This window comes from Paraburkholderia sp. 22098 (assembly GCF_052045935.1).
GTDB classification, from domain to species: domain Bacteria; phylum Pseudomonadota; class Gammaproteobacteria; order Burkholderiales; family Burkholderiaceae; genus Paraburkholderia; species Paraburkholderia caledonica.
Genome location: NZ_JBQEPV010000002.1, coordinates 344,812 through 357,370, shown reverse-complemented (window position 1 = coordinate 357,370; position 12,559 = coordinate 344,812). Strand labels below are relative to the sequence as shown.

The window sequence follows — 12,559 nt, the reverse complement described above, 5'->3', positions numbered from 1 at the left end:
GCGGTGTGGCGTTGCCGCATTTGCGACAAGCGCGCGAACCGCGGCAGACATTGAAGCGACAGCATAACAAAGCCGCTCGCCGCGCAGAACCTGGCCGAATGGACGAGGTCAGATCAGGTGCAAAATCAGTTAGACTCGTCGGCAGTTTTGGGCTGTCCCTGGGCTCGCGCCTTCAACCGCTTCTTGTCAGTGAATGGGAATCAGGCAGTCGATGCGCTATTCGGTTGAAATAAAAAAATTCCTTTATAGCCAGTACTTTTATGGCGGCCTGCGCATCGCGGTCGGCGTGTCCCTGCCGGCGATGCTGTGCCTGATCGTGTTCCACAACCGCGAGTTGGGCTTCACGATTGCAACGGGCGCGCTCGGCGCCTGTGTGGTCGATATGCCGGGCCCACTGAAGTACAAGCACAACGAAATGCTGGCGTGCTCGGTAATCGGTTTTCTGTCCGCGCTTGCCACCGGTCTTGCCACCGTGAACCCGGTGGCGCTGTGGTGCACGGTGGTGCCGCTCACGTTCGTGCTGTCGTTGATCGTGGTGTACGGCAACCGCTGGCCGCAGATCAGCTTTGCCACGCTGTTCATGATGATCATGACGCTGGAAGAGCATTTCACGCCGATGCAGGCGCTTGTCAACGCGTCGTGGATTCTTCTCGGCGGTCTCTGGTACACGTACTGGTCGACTGCCGTCAGCCGCTGGATGATGCATCGCATCGAACAGCAGGCGCTGGCCGAGAGCGTTTTCGCCTGCGCCGATTATCTGCTCGCGCGGGCCGCGTTCTACGACCTCGACAACGACCTGGACGAGTGTTATCGCAATCTCATCGACAAGCAGATCGCCGCGGTAGAGCGGCAGGATGCGGCGCGCGACATCGTGCTGCGTAATCTGCCGAAGTTAAAGAGCGGCAAGCTCGAGCCGCGCCGGGCAATGCTGTTCAATCTGTTCATCAATACGGTCGACCTGCACGAGTTGTTCGTCGGTGCGCATACGGACTATCCGCTCGTGCGCAATACCTTCGGCGGCACCGACCTGCTGGTGTTCTACCGCGACCTGATTCGCAAGGCCGCGAGCGATCTCGAAGAGATAGGACTCGCTGTCCTGCAAAACCATGCGCCAAGGGCGCGCGTCAACGTGAAGGCGGAACTGCGCGCGATCGAGTTCGAGATCGAACTGATGCGCAAGCAGGAACTGCCGGCGAAGAATCCCGAGGCGTATTCGGCGGTGTCGTCCACGTTCCGCCGTGTCTGGAGCGCCACGCGTCTGATCGACAAGATGCGCAGGAGTCTGTCGAGCGATCCGAGCACGACGGAAACCGAACTGCGCCTCGACCAGGCGCTGAACCGTTTCGTGTCGAGCCGCCGCGTGCCGTTCGGCCAGATCTTCTCGAACCTGACCATGGCCTCGCCCAGCTTCCGTCACGCGTTGCGCGTGACGATCGCGGTGGCGGTCGGCTTCTGGCTCGGCCGCCTGCTGCCGCTCACCAACGCCTACTGGATCGTGATGACCACCGTCATCATTCTGAAGCCGGGCTACTCGCTGACCAAACAGCGCAACGGGCAGCGGATCGTAGGGACGTTGATCGGCTGCACGGCGAGCATCGCGCTCATGATCTTCGTGAAAGAGCCGCACATTCTGCTGGTGGTGATGTTCGCGTCGATGGTGATGAGCTATAGCCTGCTGCTGTTCAACTACACGGCGAGCGTGGTGTTCACTTCGTCGTATGTGCTGCTGATGTTCCATCTGCTCGCGCCGGGCAGCATGCGCATCATCGGTGAACGCGCGATCGACACCGTGGTGGGCTGCGCGATTGCGATTGCCGCGAGCCACCTGTTCCCGTACTGGGAATATCGCCTGATGGGCAAGCTGGTCAACAACATGATCGGCGCCACGCGCCAGTTTCTCGAAGCAAGCTGGTGGTGGAGCGGCAAGCCGGCCGCTGCCTCGGTCGCCACGGTGACAGAAGCCGGCGCGCGGGCGCCGGCCGCGGCAATGGCCGATCCCGCCATCGAATTCGGCAAGCCGATGCTGGCGGTTGCCGGCCAGGTACTGGAAGGCGCCGGTCAAGCCAGTTTGCAGACCGGAGAACCGGCCGGCACTCCCGCAAACACGGGCAAGGAATCACACGGGTTGGCCGGCTCGGGCGTTTCGACGCTCGGCAACACACCGGCAAAGCCCGTTGCAGGCGCGTCGCCAGCGGCCGCGGCTGCGGCAACCGCACTCGATCGCGATTACCGTTATCGACTCGCGCGCAAGAACGTCCACGTGGCATTTGCGAATCTGGGGCAGGCGTTCCAGCGCATGATGCTCGAACCGAAATCGGCGCAGAAGTTCGTGCCCGAACTAAACGACCTGCTCGTGCGCAGCCATGTGCTCGCTTCGCAAATCACGGCGGCCGCGCCGCTGCTGCGCACGTCCGCGCAACAGGCCGACGGCGTGTCGCTACAACCGCTGCAACGGGCGTTGAGCCTCGTGCGCGACAATCTCACCGAAGCCGAGGCCGGCACTGCGCCGCCCCCGGATCAGGCCGAGCAGATCAGGCAACTCACCCGCGAGCTCGACAAGATGGTGGTCGAAGCGGAGAAATCGAAGGAATACTCGGCGGAAGCAGTGCACGACATGAAGCTGCTCGTGCATCAATGCAAGCAGATGCTGGCAGCGGCGGCGCTGATTCGCAAGGATGCAAGTGTGATTCGCCTGCCCGATGAGTGACGTGGCCGACTGAAGTTCGACCTTGGCTCGCCCTCTGTTCGGCACGGCTTCGGCATGACTCCGACGATGGCTACGAGACGCAAATCGCGGCTTTTCCGTCTCGCGCGACTTGCCGCGCCATAGCCAGACCGGCGCTCAGACACGCTGAGCGCCCTAACCTCACTGTGCTGTGCCGCTCGCAGGCTTCATGGCGGTGGCCGCCGCGCTCGTTGCCGTCGCTGCAGCCGCGCCCGATGAAATAGACACCGCCGGCGCATTGCTGCTGTCGAACTCGCGCTTTTCCTTGATCGCGTTGTAGAACAGCGTGGCAATCACCAGCAGCACCGCGACCACGATGAATACGGCAATGCCCAACGTCGGATTTTTCTTGCGCGGCGGTTTGTTCATGAGACGGCTCGGACCGCGAGGCGAATCGCGGAAGATAGCGGAGAAGGCGGCATTCTACGCCGACCCACCTTGCACTCGCCTTGCAGCCGACAGCGCGGAAAGACTTAGCGAGCCGCCACGGCCCGTACGCGGAGAACGCGCACTTCGCCCGAGGCTCGCCTTACACGACTGCGGCGGGCCGCACCGGCAGCGCCGTCGAATACTTGATCTGCTCCATCGCGAAACTCGAACTCACGTCGTACAGCGGTACCGCCGCAATCAACTGCTTGTACACGCGGTCATAGTCGTCGATATCCGAGACCACCACGCGCAGCAGGTAGTCCGTCTCGCCGCTCATCCGGTACACCTCGACGACCTCGGGAATGTCCTGCACCGCCTGCGTGAAGCTTTGCGCCCACGCCTGCGTGTGCTGATTCGTGCGCACCGCGACGAATACTGTCGTGCCGACCCCGAGCTTGCGCGCATCGCACAGCGCCACCTGCGCGCGAATCACGCCGGTCTCCTTCAGACGCTGCAGCCGCTTCCAGCAAGGCGTTTGCGACAGATTCACGCGCTGTGCCAGTTCGGCAATCGGCATGGTCGCGTCTTCCTGCAACAGTTCCAGCAACTTCCGGTCGATGATATCCATTCCCACCGTCTCGCCCCTTTAGGAAATTATTCTACTTTTCAAACTGCACGGGGAATTATATGGAAACTCTTTCTCCGGACAAAACGGTATAAATGTTCCAACCTGAAAAACGTCGGCAAGCCACGCCGCTCAACGAAATTGGACCACGACCTCCGTTCCCCCGCCCGCCTCCCCGATCAGTTCGCACAGCCTCACGGACACCATGCTTCGCGGCACGCCGGGCATCACGAGCCTCTCGCACGACTGTGCAACGCACTCGACGCGATGTTCGACGCCTGCACAACTTCTGCGGAGCCTTCGCATTCCAGTTTCTTCGCACGCAGCATGCGAATCGCGCTCGCGCAAGCCGCGGCCGACCCCGCGATGCTGAAGCCAGGGCAGCGTGAGGCATCGCTGGATAACTACCGCCGGCATCTGCTCGCCGCCGATCCGCAAGGCCGCTACACCATCGCCGCACTCGTCTGGTTGCCGCATCAGGCGAGTCCAGTGCATGCGCATCACACGTGGTGTGGATACGCGGTGCTCGACGGCACGTTGAACGAAACTGTTTTCGAATGGAACGGCCCGGAGGACATCGCCATCGCGACACGCTCGCATGCTCGCCCGCGCGGCGCGATTTCTTTTGTGCGCAGCGGCCGGGGCAACATTCATCGGCTGGGCAATTGCAGCGATGCCCCCGCGGTGTCGTTGCACGTGTATGGCGTGCCGGGTGCTTGCATCGGAACGCATGTGAACGATGTAGTGCGCGTCGCACCCGCGCTTGTCTAGCGCCTGAGAATCAAGCCTTGCCCTCGCCCGCCGTGGGAATCTGCGGCGGAATCGGCGCGGTCTGTCCCGTCGGCGGCGGCGCCGGCCGCGGCTCATGCGACACATCGCGCGCGACCACAGCCGGATGCGCGCCGCGCATCGGCGGCGATTTCTCCTGATGCCCGACTGCATGCTCGTGCTGACCCGCACGTGCTTCCGCGTGGGCATCAGCCCGGGCATTCGCATGCTCATGCGGCCTGGCCCCGAGCACGTCTTCGTCGTGCAAAGGCTGCCCCTCGCTGTCTTTAGACGACGTGAACAAGCGCATCTGCGGCACCGGGATCTCGATGCCGGCCTCGTCCATCTTGCGCTTGAGGCGCAGATTGAACGCCCGCGCCACACTCCATTGCTGCAGCGGCCGCGTCTTGATCTGCCCTTTGACCACCATCCAGTTCGGGTCGAAACGGTCGAGCCCCCACACCTCGATCGGCCCCAGCATCTCGCGACGGTAACGGAAGTCGGCCATCAGATCGGCACCGACTTCGCGAATCAATTGAGTAATTTCATCGACGTCGGTCGAGAACGACATCCGCACTTCGAACACTGCGTAGGCAAAGTCGCGCGACAGGTTCTTGACGATCTTGATCTGCGAAAACGGAATTGCATGGATCGCGCCCTGGCCGTCGCGTAACCGCACGGTGCGGATCGACAAATGCTCGACCGTGCCTGCATGGCCGCCGTCCACGTCGATCCAGTCGCCCACCGAAATCGTATCTTCGATGATGATGAAAAGCCCCGTGATCAGGTCGGTCACGAGCGACTGCGCGCCGAAACCGATCGCGAGGCCGATCACGCCGGCGCCCGCGAGCAGCGGTGTCACGTTGATGCCGAGATTCGCCGCCGTAACGATGCCCGCTATCGTCATGATGCTGACGAGCAGCACATTGCGCACGAGCGGCAACATCGTTCGCGCCCGCATGCTCGGACCGCGCGACTTGTTGCGCGCACTGCCGGGGTTGAGCGCCTCGGTGATCGCGGTGTCGACGAGAATCCACAGCAGCCACGCAATGAACACGGTGGCCACGATCGCTGTCACCGCATGCGCGATACCGCGTGCGGCCACGTTTTCCTCGACGACCGCCGCGAGCGAAACGCCCCACAAGCGGGCCGCCAGCTCGAAGAAAAACAGCCAGATGAAAAGCGTCAGCAAAGTGCCGCAAAAACGCAGCAACCGCGTCAGATACGGAGAGCGTCGCCGCGCGCGTGCGCTGCGTGGACGCGTCATGCGTAAAACGATGGCCGACAGGAAAAACGCCAGCACCAGCAGCAGTGCGGTCACCACCGAAATTTGCAGCACGTTTTCGCTCGAACCCGAGCCGCCGAGTGTGGCGACGACCGAGGCCGTCGCCAGCACGAGAACGGGCACGTGCCAGAGCGCGGCGAGCACGTCGAAAGCATCAGTCGCGGCTTTATGATCGTTGCGTTGGTCGTAAGGCCGGTTGCGGATCAGATGGGCGACTGGCCTGCGAAACGCGAGCGCGAAATAGCCGGTCAGCACGGCGGCCGTCATGTTGGCGGCGGTCGAAACCAGCGCGGCCAGATTCGAGCCCATCTGATGCGCAACGTCGTAATTCACGGCCGCATCGCCGAGCGCGCCGCAGACGCCGACGGCAAACAGCAGGCGCCGCGCGTGATCGATCAGCAAACGTACCGCGGTTCGCCGGTGTCCCGAGCCGAACAGCGAAAACATGATCAGACAGATCGCCGAAAACACGGCGCCCGCGACAATCGCATACGCGACGACCATGCCGAGGGTGCGGCCGAGCGCATCGGGCATCGCGCGCACGAACAGCAGCGCGGCGACGAACGCAATGACCCACGGCCCGACGCGCCGCAACGCGAAGATCAGCAACTCTCGCGTGGTGGGATTCGGATTGAGGCCGATCACGATGCCAAGCCGCCGGTAGAGCCTGTGCTGCAGATAGATCAGCGCGGCTGCGCATGCGCCCCAGCCGGCCAGCATCGCGAACATCGAAAACAGGATTCTGCCGAGGCTTTCCTGGCCCTGGCCCGAGATGATCGTGTAGAGCTCGTTGCCGGCCGCGTTGAAGCGCCCGCCCCAGTAGCGCACGGGCGTGCGGCCTTCATGTACGTCCGATTCGAACGACGCAATGCCCGACGCGATCGCGCCGAGCAGACCAGGGCTCTGCTGCGCCGGCGCGGGCGCGAGCGGGCCGACGGTTCGCGACACGTCGCGCAGTTTCTTCAACTGGGCGACGAGCGCGCTGCGCTGCCGGTCGTTGTCGAGCGTGGCGATCACGCTGTCGAGCGAACGCGCGATTTCCGCCTGGCTAGCGGGCGACGGTGCCGACGCGGCTTCCGCAGCCGACGCGCCGGACGCCGACGAGGCGGGCGCCACGGTCGCACTGTTGATCAGGCTTTGCAACGCCGGGATGACGGGCGTGCCGGCGCCCGCGTCGGCTGCATGCGCGCTGGTGGGAAGCCACGCGGTCCAAAGAAAAAGCGCAACGAGGAGCGCGACCGGCCATACGCTGAGCCGGCTCGCGCCGGGCGGGCACGCGCCGCGACGGATCAGGAATCCAATCCGGGCAAAAACACGAGGAAATGCAGCGTGAATCGCGAAAAGCCCGCCGTTTGACGGCGCAGCCTCAGACTCACGCCGCGACGGGCATGACTGCATGGCAATCCGTGAGAAAACGGGAGACGCCAGTGTAGCCCCAGTTTGCCCGCCTGCAACCGGACATGCGTAACCGATTGTTAGGACGCTTGCATGCGTTCTTGTGTGCCGCGTGCGCGGCGCCGGTCGGGCTGACGCGCGTTGCGGCCGTTGCAGGCGGCGCCTGATCGGCTATCGCCCGCCGTGCGGCGTGCGTTTGTTGCGCGATGCCGCCGGTGCCGCGCGACAAAACACACGCTCACGCTCAATAAGCGACAGTTGCGATCTGGCGGACGAAACGGCCCTGCTCTAACTCATCGACGAACGCGATTGCGTAATCCTCGGCGGAAATCCGGCTGTTGCCCTGGGCGTCGGCAATCAGCGAGTCAGTGCCGGTGCGGAACGTGCCGGTGCGCTCGCCGGGAGCGATGATCGCGGCCGGCGAGAAGAACGTCCAGTCGAGATCCGCGACGCTGCGGTAGTAGTTCAGCGCCTCGCGGTGAGCCAGCGCGACAGCTTTGTAGGCGTCCGGGAAACCCTCGGTGTCGACGAGCTGCTTGCCCGGAGCGACTTCGAGCGAGCCTGCGCCGCCCACCACGACGAGACGCTTGAGCCCCGCCGCGCGCACACCTTCGACAAGCGCACGGCTCGCCTTGTCCAGCGAGCCGACATCGGTTTGCGGCGGCGCATACGCGCTCGCCACCACGTCGTGACCGCGCACCGCCGCGCCGACGCTCGCCGCGTCGAGCAGATCGGCTTGTGCCGCTTTCAGGTTCGGCACGTCGGCCGGCACGCGCGCCGGGTTGCGCGACAGCGCCGTCACCTGATGCCCGCGACGCGCTGCTTCTGCCGCGATCCGCGAACCGATCATGCCAGTGGCGCCGAACAACGCGATCTTCAACTGTTTGCTCATTTCAACTGCTCCTGTCATGGTTTATATGTAACCGTCTTGATTACATATATATCGAAAAAAACAGGGGCTTGGCCCCCGGGGTTCCTGCAAAACATTTATTGAAAAACATTCATTCCGAATGACGCTCGCCGCAGCAGAAAGCGCCCTCGTCACGCAGACGGTCGCCGCTTGCGCTCCCTCGTGCGCTCGGCACGCAACAGGTCCGCGGTCGCATCGGCCAGCGTTCGTTGCGCGAGCGACGCCTCCATGGCCTGCTGTGCTTCGTCGATGATTCCACGCAGCACGACCTGAATATTGCGCCCCACCATGCATGCCGGATTCGGCTCCTCGCGGTGAAGCGCGAACAGCTGCGCGTCGTCCACCGCGCGGTACACGTCGAGCAAGGAAATCTGCTCGGGTGCGCGAGCCAGCAGCGCGCCGCCGCCCGCGCCGAGTTGCGACGTGGTGAGGCCCGCCTCGGCAAGCATGGTCAGAAGCCGCCGGATGAGCGCCGGATTCGTATTCACGCTGCCCGCGATCATTTCCGACGAAAGCGGCGCGCCCTCCTGAAGAGACAGCAACGCGAGCACATGCACCGCAAACGCAAACCGGCTACTCGTGTTCACAACAACCCGTCCTGCGACGACAATGTGTAACCATGGTAATTACATTTATGGACGCTGTCAAACGCGCTGTCAAACACGCTGCTGGACGCATGGTTATCGCGGCCGAGCAGGCGCACGCGGTTCAGCGTGCTCATGCGCATCTCACTTGTCCATCTGCTTTTGCGCGTCGCCGCCATAGTTCGAACCAGACGACGAAGCAGCGGCGTTCGTCGACGAAGCCGTGCTCTGCGCCGACCACTCCTGCAGCTTGCGCCCGGCGTTCTCCAGGCTCTGGCCCGTCAGCGACGCCGCTTTACCGAGTTGCAGGTTGGCTGTACTGGCCGCGTTTTGCAGGTTGGCTTGCGCGCTGGAAGCGAGCGCATTCGGGTCGATGGTGACCGTCGGCGCCGAGGCCGATTCGAGGTTCTGCTGCGCGGCGGATTTCGTCTCGTCGACCTTCTGGCCGACGTAGCTCGCCGCCTGATCGAGCTTCTGGCCGGCGGCCTGCGCCGCGTCGTTGAGCTTGCCGGCGACCTGCCCCGCCGACGCATCGTTCTTCTGGCAAGCCGCGAGACCGCCGAATACGAAGAGGACCACGGCGGCACGGCGCAGCAACGGAGAACGGAAAGATGAAGTCATGTGTATTTTGAACCGCCGGAGGCGGCGTAGCTGACGAAAACGCGCCCATCATACGCCGTTGCCGCGAAGCGCCCCGCAAGCAGTCATGCAGGACGGATCGACGCGGCTCGCCGGCCGCGGCAGTCGCCGTTCTGTCAAACGTTGTGCGGTAGACTGGCTGCGGGCAATCAAGGTCCGTCCAGGGTTAGCTGTGTTCCATTGATCAATCGGAGGCATACGATGGCGGCAAAGAAAATTCTGTTTCTCACCGGCGATTTCGCCGAGGATTACGAGACGATGGTGCCATTTCAGGCACTGCAGGCGGTCGGCCATGTCGTCGACGCCGTGTGCCCCGACAAGAAAGCAGGCGATCGGATCAAGACCGCGATTCATGATTTCGAAGGCGATCAGACGTACACGGAAAAGCCGGGCCATCTGTTCGCGCTGAACGCGTCGTTCGAAGACGCCGATCCGCGTCAATACGATGCACTCGCTATCGCCGGCGGGCGCGCACCCGAGTATCTGCGGCTCAATCCCAAAGTGATCGAACTCGTGCGGCAGTTCGCGGAAGCCGGCAAACCGATCGCCGCCATCTGTCACGCCGCCCAACTGCTGGCCGCCGCCGACGTGATCCGCGGCAAGCGCATTTCCGCTTACCCGGCCTGCGCGCCCGAGGTCAAACTCGCTGGCGGCGAGTTCGCCGACATTCCGGTCGACGCCGCCATCACCGACGGCAACTTCGTGACCGCTCCCGCGTGGCCTGCTCATCCCGAGTGGCTTCGTCAGTTCCTGGTTTTGCTGGGCACGCGTATCGAGCTTTGAGCCAGTTCAAGCGCCGCGCGGCTATTGCTGGCAAGCGCGGCATTTGAGAGTCGTCCTATAGTTCGCGTTGGAGGGCCTTCCTATAGTCACGGGCTGACTTGGGAGCGCTCTTCGATGGAACTAACCGACTGGATTGTGATTCTCGCCATCACGCTGATGACGATTGCTTTTCGCTGCGCGCACACGCCGGCCGGCTGGTCGCGAGAGAACCGCGCGCGGCGCCTCGCGGGAACGAGGATGCTGGTGCAAGCCGCCTGCTCCGTGTGGGCAGCTTTGCTGATCGTGGCGCGTTGTGTGTTCGCGCTCGACGGTTTGCTCGGGCTGCGTCCAACGTTTCAGGAAGTGCTCGCCGTCGTCGCTATTCTGCTTGCGTGCGGCTGCTACTGGTCGGTGCGCGGCCGGCGGCTCCTGAAACCGCGCCGTCTGTTTATCTCCTGCTAACCGGCGACGGCGCTTGAATTGCGCCACACGCCACACGCCGCACGCCACACGCCGCGCTCACGGGCCAGGCTTCACGACGAAACCTGCCAGCCCGCCTCAACGCCCCATCCGCAGATTCCCTTGTTCATCGGCCATCGCCTGATCGTTCGCGGCATGCGCCCCGGCGCGGACTTCGGCAGCCGCCAATGCCAACCGTGCGCCGGCTTCGGGCAGCGACAAATAGAACGTCGTGCCCACACCTTCCGTCGACTCCGCCCACACGCGTCCACCATGCCGCTCCACGACGCGCCGCACGAGCGCGAGGCCGATCCCCTCTCCCGCCACCGCGGTGCCGTGCAATCTCTGAAAAGCGTTGAATAGCCGGGGCAGCGCGATTGCCGGAATGCCCAGCCCGTTGTCGCGCACGTAGAAAATCCGCAGCGATTGCACGCCGGGCGGCGCAGGCGTCGTACCAATCTCGATCCGGCCTTCTCGCGACTGATCGAGATAATTCACCGCATTTCCGATCAGATTGGCGAACACCTGTTCGAGCGCGGTCGGGTCGCCCCACACAGCCGGCAATTCGCCTACATGCACTTGCGCGTTGCGAGCGCGAATCGAGCCTTGCATTGCATCGATCACGCGCTGCACGATATCGCACACTTCGACTTTCTGCTGCCTGTATTCAACGCGTCCAATGCGGGAGAGCCGCAACAACGCGTCGATGATATGCGACGCGCGCAGCACCGCCGTCTGCCAATAGTGGAGCGCTTCCCCGATATCCTCGTCGACTATCCGTTCGATGCGCTGCCGGGTCTGCGCCGGGAGCGACGAGTCGCTAACGGCTGCTCGCAGTTCCTCGCAGGCGCGGATCAGTTCCTTTGAAAAGCCCTGCAGATTAACAAGCGGCACGCGCAGGTCATGCGACACGCTGTAAATGAACATTTCGTTTTCCTGCGTCTGCTGCCGCAAGCTTTCGTTGATGCGCGACAGTTCGTCCGCACGGCGCGCAAGGTCGGCCTGAAAACGCGCTTGGATTCGCTCCGCTTCAAGCAGACGTCGACTGGTCTCATGCAGCGTCAGATCGAGGCGCGCGATTTCATCGTGGCCCGGCTCGATGGGCGCAAGCGGCTCGTTGCCTGCAAGGCGCCCGGCGTTGTCGGAGAGAAGCGCAAGCCGTCCGCGCACCCCACGCGTGAAAAGCCACACGGAGAGCGCCACGAACAGCAACGAACCGAACACTGCCGCTACCACAAGCGTCTGCTGCCGTTCGCGGGCGGCATCGGCGTCGCTCGCACGCTGAGCCTCCAGACGCCGTTCCTCCGTCTGAAAGGCGGCCAACTGCTGACGAAAGCGATCGAGCACGTCGGCCTGAGCCAGCTCGCTGAACCGGTTGACAACGTCCTTGCGACGGCCCGAATGCAACATGTCCTGCGTGCGATCGGACCATTGCCGATAGGCCTGTACCGCCTGACGCACCTGGACCACGCGTTCGACCTGCGACGGATTGTCCGACACGAGTTCGGCGAGTTGATCTATGCGTCGATCGACGTCGACCCATACGGACAGCGGCGTCACGAACCGGTTGTCGGCGGCGAGCACCGCGCCGCGCAACGCGACGGACTCGCCTAGCACCGGATCCAGAATCGCCGTGGTCTGGCGCATCACCTCCTGGCCGTGAGCGGCCCTGCGCTCGGCTTCGGCCGCGTCGGACTGCGCCTTGACCAGGCCGGACAGAAGGGCCAGTTCGAAGACAGCAGGAATCGCAATCAGCAGCAGGCCTTTAGTGGTAAGTCGCATGCGCACGCGTTGGAGGTGTGGGCCGGCAGATGTGCGCGGTACGGCACATTATGTCGGCGTTTGCTTACGAAACAAAGCGGCGCACCACCGGCTGAGCGTCACCTGCTAAGGCATCGAGGAACCGGTAACGGGACGGCGGGGACGATTCGACATTCTGCAGCATCCGTAAGCAGGATGAAAAATTACGAACCAACTTGGTTCATGCATTGCCAAAACAGAACGCTTACGCACATCTATTGTGCTTTCAATGTGTGCA

General features: G+C 63.4%; 12 protein-coding genes. 4 read left to right on the top strand and 8 right to left on the bottom strand.

All coding sequences use genetic code 11. The features are described 5' to 3' along the window. Nucleotides 1-211: 211 nt before the first annotated feature. Nucleotides 212-2,707, top strand: a complete 2,496-nt coding sequence (locus tag ACTJLB_RS05005; RefSeq protein WP_440782839.1) for an FUSC family protein — start codon at nucleotides 212-214, stop codon at nucleotides 2,705-2,707. Nucleotides 2,708-2,866: 159 nt separating this feature from the next. Here ACTJLB_RS05005 and ACTJLB_RS05000 read toward each other — a convergent pair whose 3' ends face one another. Together ACTJLB_RS05000 and ACTJLB_RS04995 are read right to left on the bottom strand one after the other, a co-directional pair. Then, complete coding sequence (locus ACTJLB_RS05000) at nucleotides 2,867-3,094, bottom strand: hypothetical protein (protein WP_020070097.1); 228 nt, start codon at nucleotides 3,092-3,094, stop codon at nucleotides 2,867-2,869. Nucleotides 3,095-3,254: 160 nt separating this feature from the next. Beyond that, a complete protein-coding gene (locus tag ACTJLB_RS04995) occupies nucleotides 3,255-3,722 on the bottom strand; it encodes an Lrp/AsnC family transcriptional regulator (protein WP_020070096.1) in 468 nt (155 codons plus the stop codon). 138 nt (nucleotides 3,723-3,860) lie between these two features. Between ACTJLB_RS04995 and ACTJLB_RS04990 the strand changes: the two genes are divergently transcribed. Further along, nucleotides 3,861-4,490 (top strand): cysteine dioxygenase, encoded by a 630-nt coding sequence (locus tag ACTJLB_RS04990; protein ID WP_440782653.1) that lies wholly within the window; start codon nucleotides 3,861-3,863, stop codon nucleotides 4,488-4,490. A gap of 10 nt (nucleotides 4,491-4,500) precedes the next feature. Here ACTJLB_RS04990 and ACTJLB_RS04985 read toward each other — a convergent pair whose 3' ends face one another. The 5 genes from ACTJLB_RS04985 to ACTJLB_RS04965 form a co-directional block, all read right to left on the bottom strand. Then, nucleotides 4,501-7,170, bottom strand: a complete 2,670-nt coding sequence (locus tag ACTJLB_RS04985) for a mechanosensitive ion channel family protein (protein ID WP_440782651.1) — start codon at nucleotides 7,168-7,170, stop codon at nucleotides 4,501-4,503. A gap of 241 nt (nucleotides 7,171-7,411) precedes the next feature. Continuing rightward, a complete protein-coding gene (locus ACTJLB_RS04980) occupies nucleotides 7,412-8,059 on the bottom strand; it encodes an NAD(P)-dependent oxidoreductase (protein WP_408410779.1) in 648 nt (215 codons plus the stop codon). Nucleotides 8,060-8,208: 149 nt separating this feature from the next. After that, entirely contained in the window at nucleotides 8,209-8,664 is a 456-nt protein-coding gene (locus ACTJLB_RS04975) for an Rrf2 family transcriptional regulator (protein WP_392393395.1), read from the bottom strand. After that, a complete protein-coding gene (locus ACTJLB_RS04970) occupies nucleotides 8,661-8,798 on the bottom strand; it encodes a hypothetical protein (protein WP_440782648.1) in 138 nt (45 codons plus the stop codon). The genes ACTJLB_RS04975 and ACTJLB_RS04970 overlap by 4 nt, the downstream gene beginning before the upstream one ends. Nucleotides 8,799-8,805: 7 nt before the next feature. Further along, complete coding sequence (locus ACTJLB_RS04965) at nucleotides 8,806-9,282, bottom strand: hypothetical protein (protein ID WP_020070089.1); 477 nt, start codon at nucleotides 9,280-9,282, stop codon at nucleotides 8,806-8,808. A gap of 219 nt (nucleotides 9,283-9,501) precedes the next feature. Here ACTJLB_RS04965 and ACTJLB_RS04960 point away from each other — a divergent pair, with 219 nt between their 5' ends. Continuing rightward, entirely contained in the window at nucleotides 9,502-10,083 is a 582-nt protein-coding gene (locus tag ACTJLB_RS04960; RefSeq protein ID WP_020070088.1) for a DJ-1/PfpI family protein, read from the top strand. A gap of 114 nt (nucleotides 10,084-10,197) precedes the next feature. Next, nucleotides 10,198-10,524, top strand: coding sequence for a hypothetical protein (locus tag ACTJLB_RS04955; RefSeq protein ID WP_020070087.1), 327 nt, complete (start codon nucleotides 10,198-10,200; stop codon nucleotides 10,522-10,524). Between the two features lie 96 nt (nucleotides 10,525-10,620). Here the strand turns inward: ACTJLB_RS04955 and ACTJLB_RS04950 are convergent, their stop codons facing one another. Continuing rightward, nucleotides 10,621-12,303, bottom strand: a complete 1,683-nt coding sequence (locus tag ACTJLB_RS04950; protein WP_440782646.1) for a sensor histidine kinase — start codon at nucleotides 12,301-12,303, stop codon at nucleotides 10,621-10,623. Nucleotides 12,304-12,559: the final 256 nt, after the last annotated feature.

Bases quoted from the DNA above. Each gene is read 5' to 3' on its own strand.
- ACTJLB_RS05005 (WP_440782839.1), top strand. From the start codon at position 212: ATGCGCTATTCGGTTGAAATAAAAAAATTCCTTTATAGCCAGTACTTT.
- ACTJLB_RS05000 (WP_020070097.1), bottom strand. From the start codon at position 3,094: ATGAACAAACCGCCGCGCAAGAAAAATCCGACGTTGGGCATTGCCGTA.
- ACTJLB_RS04995 (WP_020070096.1), bottom strand. From the start codon at position 3,722: ATGGATATCATCGACCGGAAGTTGCTGGAACTGTTGCAGGAAGACGCG.
- ACTJLB_RS04985 (WP_440782651.1), bottom strand. From the start codon at position 7,170: ATGCAGTCATGCCCGTCGCGGCGTGAGTCTGAGGCTGCGCCGTCAAAC.
- ACTJLB_RS04980 (WP_408410779.1), bottom strand. From the start codon at position 8,059: ATGAGCAAACAGTTGAAGATCGCGTTGTTCGGCGCCACTGGCATGATC.
- ACTJLB_RS04970 (WP_440782648.1), bottom strand. From the start codon at position 8,798: ATGAGCACGCTGAACCGCGTGCGCCTGCTCGGCCGCGATAACCATGCG.
- ACTJLB_RS04965 (WP_020070089.1), bottom strand. From the start codon at position 9,282: ATGACTTCATCTTTCCGTTCTCCGTTGCTGCGCCGTGCCGCCGTGGTC.
- ACTJLB_RS04960 (WP_020070088.1), top strand. From the start codon at position 9,502: ATGGCGGCAAAGAAAATTCTGTTTCTCACCGGCGATTTCGCCGAGGAT.
- ACTJLB_RS04955 (WP_020070087.1), top strand. From the start codon at position 10,198: ATGGAACTAACCGACTGGATTGTGATTCTCGCCATCACGCTGATGACG.
- ACTJLB_RS04950 (WP_440782646.1), bottom strand. From the start codon at position 12,303: ATGCGACTTACCACTAAAGGCCTGCTGCTGATTGCGATTCCTGCTGTC.